Raw genomic sequence first — 23575 nt, forward strand, 5'->3', positions numbered from 1 at the left:
TTCGGCGGGGCTCTTGCCGTCTAGGGGGTTGGCGGTTGCCCTCTTCATAGAATTGTCGAAACAGTTCTATTCTTGGTATTAGCACGCCACTACGTTTGGCGATCTACCCCATCGGCCACCCACGGCCATCGGGGCGGACGGACATGCCGCAGAGCAGCAACCAGGTCGCAGTGCCGCTCCCGAACCTGTACCTCCTCGACCAGCAGCGCCGGCAGCGAGCGGACGCGCGGAACCCGCTGGGTGACCCGTCGAACGAGCACCGCTGCTTCCTGGGCATGCACGCGATGGGCAAGTACCGCCGGCTCCATGCCCTGCGACGCGCTCTCCCCTCTTCCTTTCGATCCTGCGCCGGCATCGGCGTTGGAGCGTGCTGCATGAGTGCAGCTGATCGAGCTGCTTGTAGCTGACGAGCATTCCCGTCTGCCTGAGCTTGAAGTGGATCATCCCAGCGCCGTATCGCTCGTATCGCTGCGCCAACGCCTGGATGCGCGTGCAGCCGCTTTGCGTCCGGCACGGCTATGCCGCCGAACCTGCTGCGCCACAGATAGTGCGCCAACGCGCTGCGGCCGTGCCGGGGGCACAGGTCCTTGATCGCCATGCCAGCGCCCGCCTCACGCAGTAAGCCGATGATCTGCTCTTCGAGAGACGCTTCTTCACGTCTAGTCTCCCGGTCGCTGGGGGATTTGGCTCCAACCCGGCTTGCTACTCAAAGGTGGGGAGCCGTTCGCCGGACTTGAACTTGATGCCAGTGCGAATAGTCGAGCATCCACTATTGGCTCCACGCCGTCTCAGCGGCGACGGGTATCGAGTCAGTACGAAGAACGTTGATCATTGGCTAGGGTCCGTGCTCGCCAATCTCGAAGATCGTGTCGGACCGTAAAGGTCTACCCGCATCACAGGGAGCGCGGGACGACATGCGATGAATCTCTATAGGAAAAGTGGTGTCAGTCACCGAGCGTGCTCATGACGTCTCACCAAGGCTCACGATGTGACGAGAAGTGATTTTTCATTCGAATGCCTAATAGCATGCTTGCGAAGCGCGATTCGCCCGTGATGTTGCCGCAGGTAAAAGGTCGATGCGCAGTAGCTCGAAGTTCATCTTCGCGGCTATCAAACAACTAACAGCAATGCTAAATGCGCTCAGCGACGATTCACCGTGTTGGCGCTACGCGCCGCAACCTAGTCCATGGAGATGAACACAGTGACCAAGATACTAATGGTGGCGCTTCTTGCGCTTTCCTCAGCTAATGCAATGGCAATCGACCTAAGTCCAAATCGGATTGGCGGGGGCGACATACCCGGCAACTACCCGGCGATCGACTTCTATCTGCGCAATGGCGATTGGGCCCCACGTCTCACGCTATCCGATGCGGCTGGCGATCAATACAAGGTGACAATTCATTCCTCGGCGGCCTATGACAGTCAATTGGCGACCGCCAATACTGACTATCCATTGAGCTCAATGCGCATCCGGTCCGGCGACCACGCATCCTTTGTCTATGAAGCGGCTCGCCGCCAATGGAGCTTCGCCGGGGCGACGCTTAGTCCAAACACCAATGGCGGGAGCGGTACAATTTCATCATACCCGAGCGGGAACTTCTTGCGCTTCAATCTCGCTAACGGCGATTGGGTTCAGAACGTCACGCTCCCAGCAGTCGCTCCGGACGGCAGCTTGCTCGTAGTTTCATCCACGGCTTCATCGACGAGCCGAGTCAGCCCGCAGAACATCATGTACGCCAGCACATTCAACGTGCGAGCAGGGGACCAATATGCCTTCCTCTATCGCCGGAGTCTGAACCGCTGGATCAGCATCAAGACTCCGATCATGGCGTTGAGCGCCAACAGCGCCGGGCCTCAGATGCAAGCGCCTGTCGTGCCGTACACGCAAGTAAAGTTCAGCGACGGCGCAACCATTCCGGAAATTCGTCTTCCAGAATCCGCAGGCGACCGTGACCGAGTGAGCATCAGCTCCGAAGCAACCAGCGTGGCAACCATATCGAATCTGAATGTCGATACGACCGCCACTTTGAGATTGTTCGCGGGCTCACGATACGACTTCATCTACATCAAGGAGCGCGCGCTCTGGGTGCTTCAATCCAGCCCGAGCATGAGCTATACCGCGAGCAGTCTCGGCACCCCCCAGCTGCCCGATATGAAGTCGCCGACGATTCGCTACTCCGCCTCGGACGGCAACTGGATGCCGTTGTTGAAGCTGCCGCTTATTGGCAGCCCGGGCGACAAAGTTACTGTCAAGAGCGATGCTGCATCGGACTTCAACGTCACCGGTCAGGACACAACGTTTGGGACGATCGCCGTTCGACGCGGAGAATCCGTGCGCTTTGTCCGTACTGCAGCCGGTGCTTGGTCGCTAGATAGTCGGCTCATCACCATGCTGCTGATATACAGTGAAGAAGCAGCTGAGCGGCTCGGGGAAACAGCGGCCCAGATGCGACTGTTGGAAGGAGTGCGCCTGACGAATGAAGCGCTGGATAACTCCGGAGCAAACTTCTACGTCAAGCCCGTCGGACTGCTAAAGCGCCAGTTCCAGGCTACAACGCTAAACGATGTCCTCAATGTCGCTCTCAGAGATCCGCTCGTGGCGTCTACCCGTACGCAGCTGGCCGCCGATGCCGTCTATTACGAAGGAACCGAAGATGGTTGCGGCGTGGCGTGGCTGACGGCCGGCAAGTACAACATGATCGGCACCGGTTCTCTAGCATGCGGCACTACCGTGATGCGTCATGAGTTCGGTCACAACATGGGTTTACACCATGGCGACGCGCCTGGTGGGTCAGCACCTTACGCCAAGGGATACAGCCTGATTAAGGACGTAATGGGCGGGAACGCCATTCCCTATTACTCGAATCCGTATCTGTACACGACTCTACCCGACCTGGCCATCGGCCTGCCAATGGGTATCGCGAACGTGACCGATTCCGTTCGGGCAATAAACGAACGCTCCAAGCTCGTCTCTGAATACTACTGATTCATCAACCGCAGTCTGGCCGGATCTATCCGGCCAGACTGACTTCCCGTAGCTCTCGGACGCCCCTGGCCGCCGTGCGGTCGGCTGTCTCCGACGGAAAGAAAGGGTTCTCATGCGGATCCGCCTAAGTAGATCGTTAGCTTTTGGCGTAGCACTGGGCTTGGCCGCAATTGGGGTCGTGCTCGATCGGACCGGTTCGCCAGCAAGCATAGAGGTTGCGCATGGCCCGCTACATACTGATCTCGCAATATCGACAGCTGATGCGGCTACCATGCTGGTTCCGGCGTTAGACGGCATCCAGGCTGCCATCGAGCGGCGCAGCTCGACCTATTTGCTCGACAGGACTCGCCTGATTGCAGCGAAGCCGCGTAAGAATCTATTGAGGCTGATCGGGCCGAGCGAGGTCGTTCCCGGCGTGCTGGACGCTGCAGAGCGCCAGGTCGCGAACGGCCGCCAGTTCGTCGCCTATGATCCGTATGTACTGGAAGCGAAAGACGTCGGTGACGAGATCGAAGTGTACGTGCCTCAGGCTGGCTTGATCTTGCACGGCGTAATAGACGATGTCGAAGTCAATGGAGACATCATTCGTTGGTCGGGCGGATTTGAGGACTTCAATTCGACCGAGAGTAGGTTTTCGATTAGCCAAACGATGATCGACAACTATGTGCTAGGCACTTTCGATACGCCAATGGGCAGCTTCAGTCTAGAGGCGAAGAACGGCCGTGGCTGGATCGTCGATCAAGCCGAAGAGTTCCACTTGCCCTCGGACGGTAAAGACTATGTCGAGGCGCCCCCGTTGCGCGCTCATGCCACTAGCCCGTGATCAGGCCTCGGGTTCACATCATTGGGAGCTGGAAGATGCATAGAAGGGATCTGCTTCGGTTGTAAGGACGATAGAGACGAATCGAGCACGTTGACGGAAGATCATCGGTGCCGGAGGTTCTCTGAATGGGCTTGTACGACGAAAGTCGCCGCTTGAAGCGGATGCGTTCCGACTGGGCGAACCGTCGATCAGTCGGTGCGGGTGCTTCCTAGCAAGGATGCCTAGTTGGAAGGAGTTGCTATCGACAGTCTGGTATACGCCATGGGGTTTACCGATCGATTGTTCTGGGCGCGGTGTCGATTATGAACTTCGTAGCCGAGGTAGTGGCGACTTGCTCTCCACCAATCAAGCGACTGGCTATTCCGCAGGCGGGACATGCCCACTCCTCGGGCCGGAAACGACTGTCGATGCTCAACTTCTTTAGGCGGTAGTACTAGTCCTATGGAGAAGTTCGGGCCAAGGCCAGTCTCCCATGGAGGCCGATATGGTGACGTAGGGGTCTCCCCCTTCGCGGAGGGCGGCGATACGTTCGATCGAATACCTTCGTGGTTGCAGTCGGCCCCAATGATCAAAAGTGGCAAGCCACATTTCGCCGCTACGTATGTTGCTCGTATTCAAGAATGCGATCAGTGGTATGACTGCATGCCAGCTTCCGTCGCGAGTCAGCTGCCAGCGATCGTCACCCAGTTCATTCAACCATAGAAAGTTCATCGCCTTGTCTCGGCCGCTTTGATGTGGAGCCTGGCGAGAGAGGTGGTCAGCTACGCTTGGCTCCAACCTCGTGGCTACAGCAGCGTTACGGGGCGCCAATCTTACTCTCCTTCATTAGCGGACCTTCATGTCCTGATTGGCCCGGCGTCGCATGGTGCCGCTGTCATTCGGGCTTTCGCCCTGGGGCAGTGCATCGAACAGGCCGAGTGATTCGTATACCTCGGCGTCGGTACCGAAGTCAGTAGGGCAGGGCAAAGAGGCTGTCTAGTCGAGCGCCCAAGCTGCTGCGGCGCGACAGGCGGCCGGACCGTCAGGTGCCGGCCGCCCTTCGCTCACCAACGGATCCTCACACCCAGGTTGGCCTGACGCTGTTTGACGTCGCTGCCGTCCAGGCTTTCGCCGTAGGACAGCACGCCGAACACGCTGACCTTTTCGTTCAACTCGGCTTCCACGCCGATATCGACGGTCGCCATCAGTCCTAGCTCGTGGTTCGGGAATGCCTGCACCTGTCCGGCGGCACCAGGCGGCAGCACGACCAGGGCGTTGTCTTTCTCGCCCACGGTGTCCTGCACACCGACCGTCGCCCACGGACGTACTCGCGCACCGCCGGCGGTCTCGAACGTCTTATCGGCGCGCACCGCTACTCGCGCGGTGCCCAGCAGGTCGTCGTCCATCACCAACTGCTTGCCGCTGGCATCGAGCTTGTCTTCCCACTGCATCGCACTGGCGCTCAAGTTGACCTGCGGTTCGACGGTCCAGCCGTTGCTCAAGCGAAAGCGATGCCCGAGCTGCGCGCTCGCGGTCAGGCTGTTCCCGCCGATCTCTTCCTTGAAACCATCGGCGACCGCGATGGTGGCCTCCGGCAATTGCCCGACCAGGGTCATGTCAAGGTAGGTGCCATTCTTCCAGCTGACGCTGCCATACATGCCGACCATGGGCGTCTCGACGCGCACGTTAGCCTCGCCGATGCCTTGCAAGTCAGTCGAGTTGGTGCCACTGGCCCAGTAGTTGCCTCGCTGGAACGCCATGAATAGGCCGCCGCGCAAGGTGCGGGTCTCGCGATCCTGCAACTGCGTGTCGACGCCCGCGTACAGGCCAAGCGTGTCGCCGCTGAAGGCGAAGCCTGGGTTGGCGCCCATCTCCAGTTCGCTGCCAGTCGCGGCCATCCAGAAGCCGTGGCAGTCGCCCTCCAGTGACCAGTACGCGCGCTCCATTTCTTCTTCGTGCGAGCCGCAGCGCGGGGTGTCGCCACGCACGCCAGCCATACGTTCAAACAGCAGGCGGTTGTTCTCTTGGACCAAGGCGGCTCCGATGCTTGGCAATATGGCGTAGCCGCCGATTTCCGGCAGGATGTTGTTGGCTTCGGTGTTGAGGTACCAGCCGTCGCTTTGACGGTCGAAGGTCCAGGGCAGCACGCTGCCCGTCAAGCGCACCACGCCAGCACCCGCCGCGGTGAAATTGCCTTCGGTGCCCGTATTGTCGTTCGGCGCCGAGATCACCTGGATCGAGGCCGGCTGCTGCGGGGTCTCACTGCCGTCGCTGAGGAAGGTCACCGCGGTGGTGCCGATGACGTCGCCGCCGATATTCAGGCCGCCCGAGCTCTGGCCGCCTGGCGACACCGTCACCGTCAACCCGCCTCCACCCGTGTAGTTGCCGCTGATGCCGAAGCGGGCGTTGCCGACCGTGATCACGCCCGAATTGGCCACATTGCCGGTCAGGTTGGCACCGCTCATGCCGATCAGCTCCGAAGTGCCGTCGATCGACAGCAGGCCGTTGCCCAGGTTCAGCGGTCCGGTCAGGGTCAGCTGCGTGCCGGTCAGCAGATCCACCCGTTCCCAGTTGGACAGCGGGTTCACATCGCTCTGATCCAGGATCATGCCATGGAAGTTCACCTGGTCTTCGCCGCCAGCCCCGCCATCGAAGCGAGTCAGGCCGTTCAGGTCGCCACCGCGGAAATCAGCTCGGTCATTGCCGGCTCCGAACTCGAAGTTGCCGATCACCGTGCCCGCCGAATCGAAGGTGTCGTTTCCGTCGGTCCCGGTGTAGGGGCCAGTCGCCTTCAGGGTCGATCCGGCCGCGATCTTGGTGTTCTGCGCCGCGACGCTGCCGGTGGCGGTGACCTCGAGCAGGCCGCCGATCACGTCGACGTCGATGAACTCGGACGGGCCGTTGATCTGCAGAGTGCCGGTACCGGACTTGGCCAGCGATTCGAAGCCCAGCATGCTGCCCAGCGGCACGCTGTTGGCGCCGTCGATGTGGGCTTCGATCGTATCGATGCCCAGACCGCCTTCGACCGTGCCGGTGGCGGCAGTGGTCTCGTGGATGATGAAGCGGTCGTCGCCGTCGCCGAGGGCAAGCGTGCCGGTGCCGGTGTCGAGCGTGCCGGCCAGGTCGAACACGTCGTCGCCGTCGCCCAGATCGCCGGTCGCCAGCAGATTCGCTCCGGCAGCCACTTCGACCGTATTGACGCCGGCGCTGCCGGTCAGCTCCGTCGGATCCGATGCCAGACCTTGCACGCTGCCGCCGATCGACAGAACGGTGTCGTCGGCCATCGCCACGGTCGGCGTCTGCAACGTACCGTCCACGCTCAGCTCGCCGGCGTTCAGGGTTGTGCCGCCGCTGAAGCTCTGCGCGCCCACCAGAGTCGCGATGCCAGCGTTGTCCTTCTGCAGATACTCGAAGTTGATCGTGTTCGAGGCGTCAAAGGTGAAGGCGCTCGCGGTGTCTAGCACCACGGTATCGCCGGTGCCGTGACCGCCGCCACTGATCACCGCATTGAGTACCGCACCGTCTTGGAGGGTCAGCACATCTTCGCCGTCGCACAGGTCGATGGTGCCGCTGCCGGACACGGTGCCGGCCACGCTCATGCTGTCGTTGTCGGCGCCACAGCCGAAGCTGCCGTCGACGTTCAGGGTGGCGCCAGCCGCGACCACCGTGTTCAGCGGACTGCCGGCGATCGCGGTCACGCTGCCGGCCGGTCCGATGTTCAAGGTGCCGCCGAGCACGCTGACTTCCTGCAAGTCGGTCGTTCCCGGGCCGGTGATGTTGAGCACGCCAGTACCCGTCTTGGTGACGCCTTCGAAGTTGGTCAGCGAGCCCAGATCGGCGCTCAGGTTGATATCGTAGACGCGGGTATCCAGACCAGCGCCGCCGTCGACGGTGCCCAGAACGGTGGTCCCGTCATGGACCACGAAGCTGTCGTCGCCGTCGCCGAGGGCGAACACCCCGCCCTGCGTGTCGAGGGTGCCAACGACGTCGAGCACATCCTCGCCCGCGCCCAGATCGCCATTGGCCAGCGCCGTGCCGTTGACAGTTACGGCATTGATACCGGCGCTGCCGGTGATCGCTGCGGCGAGACCTGCACCGGCGTCCAGGTTGCCGTCGACGGTCAGGGCGGTGTCGTCAGCCATCGCCAGGGTCGGCGTGCTCAGGGTGCCGGCCACGGCCAATTCGCCGCCGTTGAGGCTGGTACCGCCACTGAAGCTGAGCGCTCCAGTCAGGGTCGCGGTGCCTGTGTTGTCTTTCTGCAGCAACTCGAAATTAGCCACACTGCCGGCACCAAAGCTCAACGGCCCGGCGTTGTCGAGCACGACCGCATCGCCGGTCCCTGCGCCGCCGTCGAGCACGCCCGCGAAGCCGCTCAGGTCGGCGCCGTCGTTGAGGGTCAAGGTGTCATCGCCGTCGTCGAGGGCGATCGTGCCGGTACCGGCGATGGCGCCGGCCACGGTCATCGTGTCGTCGCCAGTCGAACCGGTGAAGCTGCCGTCGACGTTCAAGGTGGCGCCGTTGGCCACGGTGGTGGTGACCACGCCGCTGACGCTGCCGGCGGGGCCGACGTCGAGCGTGCCGCCGACGACGTTGACCGTGGTGAAGTCCGATGCGGCCGGACCGTCGATGTTCAAGGTGCCGGTGTTGGTCTTGGTCAGGGTCTCGAAGTTGGTCGCGCCGCCCAGGGTCGCGTTGCCGGCGAAGTCCGCGATCAGGGTATCGACGCCAGTGCCGCCGTCGATCGGCGAAGCCAAGCCGCTCATGTCGGCGCCGTCCTGCAGGATCAACTGATCGTCGCCGTCGAGCATATCGATCGCGCTGGATCCGCTGACGTTGCCGGCCACGGTGAAGCTGTCCGCACCCGCAGTGAAGCCCAGATTGCCGTCAACCACCAGGCTGGCACCATTGGCTACCGTGGCGGTGTTGACCCCGCTCACGTCGCCGCCAGCGCCAATGTCGAGGGTGCCGCCGTTGACGTTGACGGTGGTGAACGCTGAAGCGGCCGGACCGTCGATATGCAGGGTGCCGATGTTGGCCTTGGTCAGGGTTTCGAACCCGATCGCGCCACCCAGGGTGGCGGTGCCGGCCAGGTCGGCGACGAAGGTGTCGGCGCCGGCGCCGCCGTCGACGGGATTGCTCAACCCGGACAGGTCGGCGCCGTCCTGGATGGTGAAGGTATCGTCTCCGTCGAGCAGCTCCAACGTGCCGTCGCCGGTCACGGTGCCGGCCACGGTGAGGCTGTCGTTGCCGGCGGTACCGGAGTAGCTGCCGTCGACGTTCAGGGTTGCCCCGTTGGCGACGGTGGTGTCTTGAGCGATCACGCTGCCCGCCGGAGCGACGTTCAAGGTACCGTCGAGTACATCGACGGTGATGAAGTCCGACGCGGCCGGGCCGTTGATGTTGAGTGCACCGTCGCCGGTCTTGCTCAGCGTTTCGAAGCCCTGCACCGCGCCAAGGTCGGCGCTGGTGACGATGTCGGCGTTCAGCAGGTCGGTGCCGCTGCCGGCGGCGACCGTGCCGACGATGGCGGTGCCGTCGTGAATGCTGAGCGTGTCGTCGCCCGCGCCCAGGTCGAGCACGCCGGCACCGGTGTCGAGGCTACCGGCGACATCGAGCAGGTCGCTGCCGTCGCCCAGATCGCCGGTGGCCAGCAAGCTTCCGCCCGCAGCGACGTTGACGGTGTTACTGCCGGCGCTGCCGGTGATCGTCGTCGCGGCGCCCGCGCCGCCCTGCACGCTGCCGTCGACATTGAGCGTGGTGTCGTCGGCCAGGGTCATGGTCGGGGTGTCGAGGCTGCCGACCACAGTCAGAGTGCCGTTGTTTAGGATGGTGCCGCCGCTGAATGCCTGCGGCCCGGCCAGGATCGCCTCGCCGCTGTTGTCCTTCTGCAGCACTTCGAAGTTGGCGACATCGCCGCCGTTCAAAGTCATGACGCCAGCCGTGTCGAGCACCAGTCGGTCGTTGCCGGCATCGCCGTCGATCGGATTCGTCAAGCCGCTGATGTTGGCGCCGTCGCTGAGGGTCAAGGTGTCGTCGCCGCCGCACAGATTGACCGTGCCGCTGCCGCTTACCGTGCCGGCCACCGTCAGGCTGTCCGCTCCGCTGCCGCAGCCGAACGCGCCGTCTACGTTCAAGGTGGCGCCGCTGGCCACAGTGGCGTCGAGCGCAGTGCCTGCGGCGGCGGCGATGCTGGCACCCGCGTGCACGTCCAGGGTGCCTTGGAGCACCTGTACTTCCTGCAGGTCGGTAGCGCCCGGGCCGTTGATGTTGAGCACGCCGGTGCCGGTCTTGGTCACGCCCTCGAAGTTCTGCAGCGCGCCGAGGTCGGCGCTGGTGTTGATGTCGTAGGTGCGGGTATCCGCACCGGCGCCGCCGTCGATGGTGCCGATCACTACGGTGCCGTCGTGCACGACGAAGTTGTCGTCGCCATCGCCGAGCACGAACACACCGCCGTCGGTGTCGAGCGTGCCGATTACGTCGAGCACGTCGTTGCCAGCCCCCAGGTCGCCGTCGGCCAGCAGGGTGCCGCCAGCGCCGACGACCACCGTATTGACGCCGGCATCGCCGGTTACCGCGACGGCGGTTCCACCCGCGGCCTGCATGCTGCCGTCGACGTTGAGCGTGGCGCCATCGGCGATGGCTACGGTCGGCGTTTCCAACGCGCCGTCCACGTCGAGGGTGCCGGCGTCGACCAGGGTACCGCCGGTGAAAGCCTGGCTGCCGGTGACCGTCGCGGTGCCGGTGTTGGTCTTCTGCAGCACTTCGAAGCCAGCGGTATTGCCGCCGTTGAAAGTCAGCAGATTCGCGTTGTCGAGCACCAGCGTATCGCCGGTGCCCAGGCCGCCGTTGATCGTGTTGCTAAGGGCCGCGCCATCCTGCAGCACCAGACGGTCGTCGCCGGCGCACAGATCGATGGTTCCGGTGCCCGCCACGGTACCGGCCACGGTCATCGAATCGTTGCCGGGACCGCAGCCGTAACTACCGTCCACATTCAAGGTGGCGCCGCTGGCCACGATGGTGTCCAGGGTGTTGCCGGGCGCGGGCACCACGCTACCGCCGGCGGCGACATTCAGGGTGCCTTCGGCCACCGTCACGGTGGTGAAGTCCGAGCTCATCGGCCCGTTGATATTCAACACACCGGTGCCGGTCTTGCTAAGCGACTCGAAGCCCTGCACGGCGCCCAGGTCGGCGACCGTGTCGATGTGGGTGTTGAAGGTATCGTTGCCGGCGCCGGCCGAAACGGTGCCGTCGATATTGGTATTCTCGTGGATGGTCAGGGTGTCGTCGCCGTCGCCCAGCGCGAGCACGCCGCTGCCGGTGAAGAGGGCGCCGGCCACGTCCAATATGTCGTTGCCCGCACCGAGATCGCCACTGGCCGCCAGGCTGCCGCCTGCGCCCACCGTGACGGTGTTGTCGCCGGCGCTGCCGTTGATCTGGGAAAACCCGCCGCCGACGCCTTGGACCGTGCCATCGACGATCAGTTCGGTGTTGTCGCCCAGGTCGAAGACCGGTGTTTCGATGATGCTACCGGCCTCGACTTCCAGCGCGCCGACAGCGACGGTCACGCTGGTGTCGAAAATCTCCGCTCCGTTCAGTGTGGCGGTACCGGTATTCTGTTTGACCAAGCGCTCGAAGTGTTCGACTCGACCAAGCTCGACGGTCAGCGCCGAGGCATTGTCCAGCACCAACTGGTCGTCGCCGCCGATCCCTCCGCCCACGCCGGTTCCGGCGAGGGTGGCTCCGTCTTGTAAGGTCAGCGTGTCGTCGCCAGTCCCCAGTTCCAGGCTGCCGCTGGTACCGGTATCCAGAAGCCCAGCGACGGTCACGCTATCGCTGCCGCCGCCGAGGTCGCCGTCGGCGCGCAGGGTGCCGCCACTGTTTACAGCGATGGTGTTGGTACCGGCGCTACCGGTGAGGGTCGTAGCCGCGCCGCCCGCAGCTTCGACGGTACCGTCCACGTCGAGCACGGTGCCGTCGGCCATTGACAGGGCCGGTGTCTCCAGCCGGCCGACCACGTCCAGAGTTCCGCCGACGAGGTCGGTGCCCGCGGTAAAGCTGTGGTCGTCGACGACGGTCAGCGTGCCTGTGTTCTGTTTGGTCAGGCGCTCGAAGCCGGCCGTCGTTCCGTCATTACTGAGCACGAGCGGCCCCGTGTTGTCGACCACCAGGTTGTCGTTGCTGCCGGCGCCGCCGGTCACGTTGGCGCCGTCGCTAAACTCGAAGCCATCGCGCAGGATCAGCGTGTCATCGCCATCACCCAGGCTGAGGTTGCCGAAGCGCATCAAGCCGCTTAAGTCGAAAGTATCGCTTCCGCCGCCGAGATCGCCCTGGGCATCGAACACATCGGCGCCGGCCATCCGGACGGTTTGGTTGCCCGCGTCGCCTGTGATCGTTGCAGGGGTTTGGTCCGGCCCACCGAATGCACCTCCCCCGGTTACCGCGAACGTCGAGGTTCCGGTCATGTCGAGGGTCGGCGTGACCAAGCCACCTCGGTTCTCCAGCGTGCCGGCGCTGATGGTGACCGCGCCGACGCTGTTGCTGGTCTGAACAGGCGGCTGCAGTATGGCGGTGCCGGTGCCGATCTGGGCCAGCGTGCCGGGGCCGCTCAGTCTACCGATAAGAGTAAAGGTATCGCTGCGGTTGAGCGACAGGGTCGAGGTCGGCGAATCGATGATCACCTCGCCGCTGCCGACATTGCCAGTGGTACCGCCGTTGCCGACCATCAGGTTGCCGTCGTTGATGACGGTATTGCCGGTGTAGGTGTTGTTGCCGGTGAGGATCCAGTTGCCGCTATCGTTCTTGGCCAGGGTGGTTGCGCCGGTGCCGTTATCGCCGATGGTGCCACCGAAGGTGTTGGCGCCGGTGTTGGTGCCGCCCAGGGCCATAGTGCGCGCGGTGTTGGTGCCCGACAACGTGACCGCGCCGGTGTTGGTGAACTGGATCGCGCCGGTGCCGGAGGACTCGATGAAGCTAACGCCGGGAGTCAGCGTGAAGCGACGGTCGGTGGTGTCGCCCGCACCGGTGTAGCGCAGTGTCGAGCTGTTGCCGATCACCAGGTTGGAGGGGGCGTTCGACGAGGCGCCGATGCTGCTGGCGACGCCGCCGTTAGCCATCTGATCGACGCTTAGCACGCCACCGTTGATGATGGTGGCGCCGGTGTAGGTGCTGTTGTTATTGGTCAGGCGCCAGGTGCCCGTGCCTGCCTTGGTCAGCGAGGTAGCGCCAGTGCCGTTGTTGTCCAGTTGCCCGGAGAACACGTTGTCGCCGGTGTTGGTGCCGGTCAAGGTCAGGGTACGCGCGGTGTTGGCGCCGGCCAAGGTCACCGGGCCGGTGTGGGCGAAGGTTACGGTGCCAGTGCCGGAGGAGTCGAGGGCGCCGCCGCTGGTGCCGAGGGTGAATTCGCGGTTGGTACTGGAGCCGGTGCCGACATAGCGCAAGGTACCGTTGACCACCAGGTTGGTGGGCGCGGCACTGGAGGAGCCTATCGAGCTGGCGACGCCACCGTTGTTCAGGCAGTTGACCGATAAGGTGCCGGCGTTGATAACCGTGGGACCGGTATAGCTGCTGTTGCAGCCGGTCAGCGCCTGTTCGCCGCCGCCGTTCTTGACCAGGCTGCCGGTGCCGCTGATGGCTCCGCCGTAGCTGCTGCCGCCGTTGGTGAGGGTCAGCACGGCGTCGCCCAGGGTGATGTTTCCGCCGATGGCGCCGCCGCCGTTGAGCGCGGTCACCGTCGTGTCGAACCCGGCCAGATCCAGCAGCACCCCCGCGGTGTTGTTCAAGGTCATGAACCCTTGGGGACCAAAGGCATTGTTCGTGGCCGCGCGCAGTATTCCCCCCGTGACCTGGGTATTGCCGGTGGATGTGTTTGTGCCGGACAGGACCAGGGTACCTGCGCCGGCTTTTGTCATGCCGCCTGCGCCGATGATCTGGCCGGTGAATTGCAGCGTGGTGGCCGCATTGGTCACGTTGATCGAGCTGTTGCCGCCGGCAAGCTGAAAGCCGCGATCGGTGGTGACGCTGCCCCCGGTGTAGCTCAAACCGCCGCTGTTGAAGACCAGGTTGGTGGGAGCGCTGCCCGAGGCGCCGATGCCGCTGGCGACCCCGCCGTTGGCCAGGCAGTTCACGCTCAGGGTGGCGCCCTGCAGACTGGTGGGGCCGGTGTAGGTGTTGTTGCAGCCGTTGAAGGTCTGGGTGCCGCCGCCGGCGCGGGTGATGCCGCCGGTGCCGCTGATGGCGCCCGAGTAGTTGCCGCCGTCGCCATTGATCGTCAGGGTGCCGGCATCGAGGGTGATGTTGCCGCCATTGGCGCCGCCGCCGCTCAGCGGGCCGATGCCGTTGTTGAACCCCTCCAGGTCGAGCAGCACGCCGGCGGTGTTGGCCAGGGTCATGGGCCCATTGGCTGCGCCGAACGCCTGGGTTGAGCCGGCGCGCAGGATGCCACGGTTGACCGTGTTGCCACCGGCGTAGGTGTTGGTGCCGGACAGCACCAGGGTGCCGTCGCCGTCCTTAGTCAGCCGACCGGTGCCGACCGCCGCGCCGCTGACGGTTAGGGTGGTCGCGGCATTGCTGACATCGACAGTGCCGTTGCCGGCGCCGACGGTGAAGCCGCGGTTGGTGCTGACTGTGCCGCCGGTGTATTGCAGGCCGCCGCCGGCGAGGACGAGGTTGGCGGATGCACTGCTGGCAGCGCCGATGCCGCTGGCCACGCCGCCGTTGGCCAGGGTGTCGACCGACAGCAGGCCGCCGCTGACGGTGGTGATGCCGGTGAAGTCGTTGCTGTCGTTGGACAAGGTCAGGGTGCCGGCGCCGCTCTTGGTGAAGTTGGCGCCATCGGGGCTGGTGACCAGCCCGCCGAAGGTGAGGTTAGCGCCGGCATTAGTGACTTCGACGCCGGAGCCGATGATGGCGCCGGATTTGGCGAAGGTAAAGCCGCGGTCGCTGGTATCGCCCGGGCCGGTATAGCGCAAGGTCGCGCCCTCTAAGCGTAGATTGGCCGGATCGGCGGAGGAGGCGCCGATGCTGCTGGCTGCGCCGCCGTTGCCGATGTCGGCGACCGCCAGCGTGCCCTGCACCACCTGGGTGGCGCCGGTATAGGTGTTGTTGGTGCCGGCCAGGGTGACCAGCCCGGTGCCTGCCTTGGTGAAGCCGATACTGCCGCCGTTGTCGACGATCTGCGAGGCGATGGTGTAGTTGCCGGTGCTGTTCTGCTGCACGCCCAATGCGCCGCCGATCGGGCCGGTCATCATCCCGCCGGTGACGAGTTGGTTGGTGTTGAGGACCGAAGGCGCAACGATTATGGTGCCGTCCACGCCCAGGGTCTGGCCGGCCTGCACGGTCACCGTGGTGGAGGTGGGCACGGTGTAGCGCAGGCCGGCCAACTGGACGCTGCCGCTCACCGCGCCGAAGAATCCGTTCACGTCGGTGATGTATTCGTTGGCCAGCCAATTGGCGGCGTTGTCCTTGTCGGTGTAGTCGGCGTCGACGAAGGCGGTAATGTTGCCGCCGACCACCTTGGCATAGTCGGTGCCGTTGACGGTGGCCCAGCCGCCCAGGACGGTATTGGTGGTGGTGATGTTGCCGCTGGTGGGCAGGTTGAAGTTGATCAGCCCACCGGTGCGGGTGATGGCGCCCAGGTTGACGGTCAGGCTGCCACCGGTGCCGGACTTGGCGTCGATGGTGTTGTTGCTGCCGGTGATGTTTAGGCCGTCGAAGGTCTGGGTGTTGCTTTCGCCGTTGGCACCGATGATGTTGAGCCGGCCGCCGCCCAGGTTGAGGGTGGAATCGCTGCCGATGATGCCGCTGCTCGGGCCGCCAACGGGGCTGAAGTCCAGAGCGAGGATGCCGCCCCCGATGGTGGTGTCGCCGGTATAGGTGCTGGCGCCGGTCAGGGTCTGGGTGCTGGCGCCCAGCTTGGTCAGGCCACCGCTGCCGGTGATGCTGCCGGCGTAGGTGCCGGTGCCCCCGCTCGCGCCCTGCAAGGTCAGGATAGCGCTGCCCAGTGCCACCGTGCCGCCGCTGCCGGTAATGTTGGGCAGCGTCTTGTCGAACCCGTTCATGTCGAGCGTGCCACCGTTGACGACGAAGCTGCTCGAGGCGCCGAAGGCGCCGGCCGAGCCTGCGCGTAGTACGCCGCTGTCGACGGTGGTGCTGCCGGTATAGGTATTGGCGCCGGTGAGCACCCAGGTGCCAGCACCGGCGCTGCGCAGGTTGCCGGCACCGGAGACGACCCCGGCCAAGACGTTGGCGGAGCCAGTGTAGGAACCGCCTAGCGTCGCGGTACCGCCGATGGTCGCCGGGCCCGTCAGCGTCAAGGCGCCGCTGCCGTTGTTGGCGAGGGTGCCTTGGCTGATGGTCCAGGCACGGTCGCTGCTGGCGGCGGCGCCGGTATAGCTCAGCGTGCCGTTGCTGCCGATGCTGGTGGTGCCGGTGCCCAGCGAACTGGCAACGCCGGTATTGCCGATCACGCTGGCCCTGACGGTCCCCGCGCCGGTGATGTTGACGCCGGCGTTCGTGTTGGCGGTACCGAGGGTGATGGTCCGTCCGGCATTCGCCGCGAGTGCGACCCGAGTACCGGAAATGACACCCAGCAGTTCCAGATCGGCCGTTTGCGCGCTGAACCCCGCCGTGCCGTTTGCTGACGAGATGTTGCCGGTCAGAGTCAAGGTGCCGGTGCCGGCGTTTGCGAGTCCCGCTGAGCGGTTGTCGTTAACGAAGACGGACCAATTGCGGTTAGACGTATCGCCGTCGCCGATATAGGAGTGGGTGACACTCGAACCGTTCGGGTTCGCCAGAGTGATAGTGCCATTGGCCACCGTGGTGGGGGCGCCGAGGGCGCTAGCCTCTCCAAGATTGCGTACCGACGTGAAGGTCAGACCGCGATTGGCTGAGGTCGTGCCGGTGTAGTTATTGGCGTCGTTATTCAGTGTGTTGGCATCGGCAACGAAGAGACTGCCGGTCCCGGTATAGAAGGCGCTGCCGACGCCGCCGCCCTGAATGGTCGTGGCTCCGGTGAGCGTCACCGTGCGCCCCGCCAGGGTGCCTCCGACGGTGCCGATGTTCAACGATCCGGTGACGTTGATATTGTTGGTCGCGGCCCCGAGACCGGCGGCGCCCGTGGCGATCAGCGTGCCATTGATATTGATGTCGCCGACGAAGCTGTTGGTGCCGCTTACGTTGAGGGCGCCCCCGTTGACGGTCATGCCGCCGCCGAAACTGTTGTTGCCCGACAGGATCAGCGTGCCGGTACCGGTCTTGGTCAATCCGCTGGTGCTGTTGATCGTCGAGGCGATGGTAGCCGTACCCGAGACCGAGATGGTCGGGTTGACCCCGCCCAGAGTCAGAGTGTTGCCGGTGACCGTGTAACCGCTGGTCTGGAACGTCATGTTGTGGACGGTGATCGGCCCGCCCAGGGTGACGGTGCCGGCGGTACCGCCGAAGAAGGCATCGTCCAGGGCCGCGTTGTTCCAGACGCTGTAAGGGCCGCTTACGCCATCGTTGTTGGTACTCCAGAAAGCATTGCCCGCCCCCCAGGTGCCGGTGCCCCCGAGGCCGATCGAGGTGCGGTTGACGTCCCAATGCCGGTCCGCCGCCTGGGTCGGTGTATACAGCGACAGCAACACGAAGAAAACGCCCAGTTGCAGCGACCAGTTGCATGCTGGTGGCGTGCCCTCGACCTGGTCGCGATCGAGCGGCAGCGCGAGTACGCGCTTGCGTTTGTCGACCCCGCCCCGGCTCTTGCCGCGGGACGTGGCGAGTTCGGAGACGACCACCCAGGTATTCAGCGCCTGCGACCAGAGGATGCGGAAGATACGGTTCATATGTTTCTCCGTGTGAGTCGCGTGCGCCTGTAAGGTGAAGGTGCGCCGACCTATGTCAGTGACAGTTGTTGGGTACGAACAAGTCGATGCGTTGGATGAAGAAATTCACGCTTCGTGCGTGACTGCGGCGAGCGCGTGCAGCGGATGATGAGCTGAAGCTTTCGCGGAGCGAACCATGCAGCGGCTTCTAGGGGAGATGTGGCAAGAACGGGCGCAATGTGCGGAACCGGAACAGCGCTGCTTCCCCTCTCCGGACATAAGCGCTCACGTTCGATTCCAAAGGCTTCTACACCCGGCAATAGCGAAGTCGCAAGCGAATTCGCCGTCTCGCAATGACTGTGCACGACGATCGTTGGGAAATGAGTCGCAATCGACGAATAGTCTGTGGACCGGCCGCTTCTTGTGGTGAGGAAGCGTTAGCTTCAGTGAGCATTCGATAGCGATGCCAACCAGCGTCTGCGTCTGCATGGCCAGTAAGATTCGATTCCATAGCATCCCCTCGTATGCATTCATGTCAGATCGAACTGCTACGACTGCTTCAAAGCTCGAAATCTTCGGCATGGTTCAATAGCTCGACGATGATGGGCTGATGCTGCGCATATGCGGCGGCTAAGCGCCCCTCGTCGACCCGCGGCAACTCCTTCGCCATCGTGCCCTGACGGTGGCAGGCAGATCGCCTGGATGCGCTGCAATCCCTCGCCGGCCCCAGCCATTCGCTGGCGGCGGCGTCCTATAGGCGCTTCAAGTCCGACGCAGCGCTGCGATAGAGCACGCGCGACCCACCGGATCTTGTCCGGGCCATGCTTCAGCAATTGGGAAGTGCAGCCATCTGTGTTGACATTCGAGTCCCCCGACATAGCCCTAGCTTAATGTGACGTATATCTCATTTTAAGCAGGTGCCTATCAGCCTCGATACTGGGAAAAGTCTTAGAGCCGCTCAATCGACGAGGGCGGGCACTGGGGCTGTACTCGCCGCGACTCGGCTGTCCCTGGGGCCTAATCAGGACGATGGCGTTGCGGGGCGCGCGGCGATCCGTTCGACACGGCTGCGCGCGTGGGAGTTGGTCAACCGGAATGGAACTGGGCCAGATAGCGCCTTGCCATCTCCAACGAGCGACGAAGCTCCTGAAGCGCTTCGTCGGTCAACGCATGCAGCGTCGCATCGTCGCCGATTGCGGCTTGCTCGACCCGCTCGAAGCAATCTCCGGCCGCTCTTTGTCCCATCTGGAAGCAGGCCGACTTCATCCGATGCGCCAATTCGCCCATCGTTCGACGATCCCGCGATTGCATCGCGCTTTCCAGCGCCGTCGCGTCGACTTCGCTGGTGCCGAGGTAGATCTCGAGCAGACGCCGCAACGCGGCCTCATTGCCGTTCAACAGCGTTAGCAGCTTCGATAGTCCAGCGGGAATGCCGCTTCGCGAATTCGCTGCGTCGGCCTGCTCGATGAAGCCGTCGGGAGGGAGGATATCGCGCAACTTTGCCCTCAAATCCTCGATGAGCATGGGCTTGATGAGCAAGCCATCCATGCCGAGCGCCAAGCATCGCTCTCGATCGGAGACGAGAACGCTGGCAGTCAACAGCAGGATCTTCAATCTCGCCCCCCCGTGCCTCGCCTCGCTGTTACGAATCCGTTCGGCCAGTCGATAGCCGTCCAGGCGCGGCATTTGCCCATCGGTGATCAGCACGCAATAGCGACCTGGATAGCGCTGTAGCAGCGTCCAGGCTTCTTCCCCATCTTTGGCCATGTCGCAGCGGAGTCCCAGCAACTGGAGCTGCCGGAACGCGACCTCACGGTTCGTCGGGTTGTCTTCGGCCAGCAACGCGATCGGTCGCTGAGCGAAGGGAACATTCGAGGGCGAAGCCGGGTTCCGGTAGGGGGGCGACTGCCGCTCTTCCTTCACTCGCCGTAGAGCTAGCTCGATACCACGCAGGAGTCCTGCCTCGGTGAGCGGGCAACCGTCGATCCAGTTGAGCCGATCAGGTGTAACGTCGCCCGTGTTGTGCCTGCGGACGGCGACGATAGGCATGGACTGTGCGGTGCCGGCGCGCTCGGTCAATTCGACGCCTACTTGCAGCGGCTCTCGTTTATCGATCAGGATCACGTCGATCGGCGCCGCAGCGACCTGTTGCAACCGAGTCATGGCCTCCTCGACGCCGAACACGAATTCGACCTCCGCGCCCAGCCAATGCAGCAACTCGCGGACGAATCGCCGGCCGCCCTCATCTTGCGCGACCACCAGTGCACGAACGCCATGCAATCGCTTCGGCGTCGCTTCGCAGGAAGCGTCGGCCGGGGCCGAGACCACCAGGTCGAAGCGCGTGCCGCGCCCCAATCGGCTATCGCATACGATATGTCCGTCCATGGCCTCGACCAGGCTCTTGACGATGCTCAAGCCGAGTCCGGTGCCGCCGTAGCGCTGAGTGGTCCCGGATATCTGCTGGAACGGCAGGAACAAGCCCTTAATACCCTCCTCGTCCATGCCTATGCCGGTGTCGCTCACCTGGAACCGGAGCCTGTCGGGCCCATCCATCGTCACATCGATCTCGACGCCGCCGCTCTCGGTGAACTTCACTGCGTTGGCGATCAGATTGGCGAAGATCTGGTGCAAGCGCGTGGCATCGCCCACCACATGCCCCGGCACGTCGGCCGCGATGCAGACATCGATGTCGATGCCGTGCTTGTAGGCCTGGGAGCTGAACGCACCGGCGACGGACTCGACCAGGGCACGTATCGGTACGTCGCTCTTCTGCAGGTCCAGCTTCCCCGCATCTATCTTGGACAGGTCCAGGACGTCGTTGATCAGCGATAGCAGGATCGAGGAGGATTCCTTGCATGTGTGAAGCATCTTTCGCTGATCGGTACTCAAGGGTGTCCTGTCGAGCAGATCGATCATGCCGACCACACCATTCAAGGGCGTGCGGATTTCGTGGCTCATAACCGCCAGGAACTCTCCTCGCTGGCGCAATTCCCTATAGCTCCGCTCTTGGGACACGTCATGGATCATGCCGGAAAATATCTCGCGCACGCCGCCGGGCTGCCCCATCAATTGGCCGCGTAACCTGACCCAGGTCCACCGGCCATCGGTACTGCGCAGCCGGTACTCGATATCGAGATCTCCCGCCGACAGGCCGCGCAGGCCCTCGAAAGATTCCTCTATCGCCTTCCTGTCGTCCGGGTGAACCAGGGCGACATAGTCCGTGATATCGATAGCCCCCAGCGCGGCATCGTCCAAATGACGGACGCCGCCGCGCTGGAGGTCGATTTCCACCATTACGCCGCCAGCGGCCGACATCGCCAGGCGCAGGCGCTGGTCGCGTTCGCGCAACGTACTTACGTACTCGCGGCGGCGACGACGGCCGGCGAGGACGGAGAGAATGAGCCACGTCGCCAGCGAAACAGCTGCCGCCGCGTAGGTAAGTTTGGCCCACCAAGTAAGCCAAGGCGAAGGATCGACTTCCACCGACAACAACAATTCCCGAACCTGGACGCCCTGGCCATCGAACTGCCTGACCTGCAATTCGTACTTCCCGGCCGCGAGATGGTGATAGGCGATAGATAGGTCGGCCGGCAAGTCCTGCCACTGCTCCTCCAAGCCGGCCAGGCGGTACGACAGCGAACGCGACGCGCCGGAGCTCGCGATCCGGAAGGCGATGCGGCCGTCGCTGAATGAGGTCCTGATCCCACGCAACTCGCGACCGAGATAGTTGACGAATGTCGCATCGCCAATCTCATAGCTGGCGATGGAAATCACGCCGGGATCGGTATGGCTCAGACGGCGGGGATCCACTCGCCACAGTCCCTTCGACGTACCGAAGTAGAGGTTGCCGTCGCGACCGTTCACCGCGCCAGACTTCCTGATAGTGTCGTCGGGAATCCCGTCTATCGAGGTATAGGCGTTGAATTGATCTGCCTTTGGAAGCCACCGGGCGATGCCTCGGTCCGTGCCTACCCAAATCTCGCCCGCGGCATCGTTCAATATCGCTTCGATGGTCTGGTCCGGAAGCCCATCAGCGACGCCGTAGCGACGGAAGCGGACGCGCCCATCGTGACCGAACATCGCCCTGTTCAGTCCCGCGCGGGTCCCGATCCAAAGCACGCCCCGGCCGTCGAAGTACAAGTCGAGGATATGGTCGTCGGACAGGCTGCCCGGATCGTCGGGGCGATGGCTGAATTGGGTCGTTTGGCCCGAATCCGGCTGGTAGTGCAACAGCCCACGCTCGGAGCCCAGCCACAGGGATCCATCCGGTCCGGCGACGAGGCTCGTCAGGATTCGATCCGCGCCGATCCCAATGCTACGCAGCCGCTTCTGCCCGGGCGGTACCAGGGCCAGGCCGTGAGAATGCGTTATCACCCACAGACCACGCGTCCTATCCACGACCATGGCGGTGGTATAGACCGCGGGCCGGTTTTCGAACGGAATTGGGTCCGCCCGCCCGTTGCGGCCCCAGTGCACAAGCCCCATGCCACCAGCGACCCACAGCCCACCTTCGCCGTCGTCGACAATGTCGCTGATAGTCGTGGCTATGCCCGGATACGTCGCGTCTAGGGCTTGTCGCAACGCTGGCGGAATCGCCTCCCAGCTCCAACGCACCGAATCGAACTTGCGTAGCTCTTCGCTGCAAAGAGACACGTAGAGCTCGCCGTTCGCGCTTTCGTGCAGCGCGCAGACGGCGGCCGTGTTCTTGCCTGGCAAGCCGATTCTCTTGACACCGTTGTCCATCAGCCGGAGCCGATTGACGCCGCCACGAGTGCCTATCCACAGTGTGTTGCTGCCGTCCACCGCAAGCGACCAGATTCGGTCGTCGGCCAGGCTCTGCGGATCAGTGGCGTAGTGGCGATAGACAGAAAGTTCGCCGCGCTTCGGGTCGAGCCGGTACAAACCGCCCTTGGCGTCGATGTTGCTCGCGAGCCAGAGCACTCCATTGCGATCGACCACCATCGTCGTCGCCCGCAGCATGGGCACCGGAGTGGCGATCCGGTTTGGGACGCCGCCTGCCCGCATGCGCCACAACTGGTCGCCGGCGACGAACCACAACCCTTCTGCATCGGCCGCTATGCCGGTGATCGACCGGCCGCCCGGAATCGTGGCCAAGACAGCAACAGGATCGATGCGATCAGCGTCGAATCGAATCGCGTTGAGTTCGGAACCGACCGATGCGAACAGGATTCTGCGGTCCTGATCGAACTCGAAGCTCGTCAGATCGCTAGTGAATGCTGAGCTCGGCATCACCACGGAAGCCGTTCGCCGTGAAGTCGCTATTCGCAGGAGCCCCAGATTCGTGTGCAGCCACAGAGCGCCGGTACTGTCGCTGCCCATCCAATAGATGGACGTCGCAGTTTGACCGTCTTCGGTCCGTATCGGCGTGCGCTCCAGTCGTCCCGTCGCGCGATCCAGACGCTGGACTACGCCGTCCTCGTTTCCGATCCACAGCGCACCAGACGTGTCAGCCAGAAATTGAGAGATCCGACTGGCCAACGAATCGGGATTGTTCGGATCACGGTCGAGCGTATAGAAGTCCCTGCCGTCGAAACGGTGCAGGCCGTTGTTGCCACCGACCCATACGAACCCGTGGCGGTCCACCAGGACTTTCAGGGCTCGGTCGCTGGCGAGTCCTTTGTGGCGATCGAAGAGGTCGAACGCGCCCTCGCCGCGGCTATGACTCAGGCTGATTGTCGACAACGGGTCCGGACTGGGCGCAGGCCTGGCAGCGGCCTTGGTCCAGCCGAGTATAAGCAGGACCAGGGCAAGCACATGGACGACCGTGCGCGGCATGTTCACGCTATCTGATTCGCCGTATTCAACAGTTATACCGGGGTCGCACGCGTGTCCTCCGAGCGAAACTGACCGCAATCTCCCGACGTCGAAGCCGATCGAAACGTCCGTCGTCCACGAAGACGTCCGAATTCGCTCCCCACCCGAACACGAACGCACGCCAGCGGATCGTCCCACGCCAGCCCCAGTCTGGCA

Annotated in this window: 4 protein-coding genes and 1 pseudogene; 2 read left to right on the forward strand and 3 right to left on the reverse strand. The window is 63.7% G+C overall.

Going from position 1 to position 23575, the window contains the following annotated elements; translation table 11 throughout:
• Window positions 1-318: 318 nt before the first annotated feature.
• Window positions 319-598: pseudogene (locus AC6CH2_RS07250) on the reverse strand (hypothetical protein); the annotation flags it as partial.
• A gap of 594 nt (window positions 599-1192) precedes the next feature.
• Here AC6CH2_RS07250 and cpaA point away from each other — a divergent pair.
• The gene (gene cpaA, locus AC6CH2_RS07255) at window positions 1193-2986 is read left to right on the forward strand and encodes a metalloendopeptidase CpaA (protein ID WP_498268637.1); all 1794 of its coding nucleotides are present in this window, start codon (window positions 1193-1195) and stop codon (window positions 2984-2986) included.
• Window positions 2987-3098: 112 nt separating this feature from the next.
• The gene (cpaB, locus tag AC6CH2_RS07260) at window positions 3099-3809 is read left to right on the forward strand and encodes a metalloprotease secretion chaperone CpaB (protein WP_498268638.1); all 711 of its coding nucleotides are present in this window, start codon (window positions 3099-3101) and stop codon (window positions 3807-3809) included.
• Between the two features lie 1043 nt (window positions 3810-4852).
• Here cpaB and AC6CH2_RS07265 read toward each other — a convergent pair.
• Together AC6CH2_RS07265 and AC6CH2_RS07270 are read right to left on the reverse strand one after the other, a co-directional pair.
• A complete protein-coding gene (locus tag AC6CH2_RS07265; RefSeq protein ID WP_498268639.1) occupies window positions 4853-17605 on the reverse strand; it encodes an autotransporter-associated beta strand repeat-containing protein in 12753 nt (4250 codons plus the stop codon).
• Window positions 17606-18670: 1065 nt separating this feature from the next.
• On the reverse strand, window positions 18671-23380 hold the full coding sequence (locus AC6CH2_RS07270) for an ATP-binding protein (protein ID WP_498269097.1): 4710 nt from the start codon (window positions 23378-23380) through the stop codon (window positions 18671-18673).
• Between the last annotated feature and the right edge of the window lie 195 nt (window positions 23381-23575).

This window comes from Lysobacter sp. GQ73 (genome assembly GCF_059758755.1).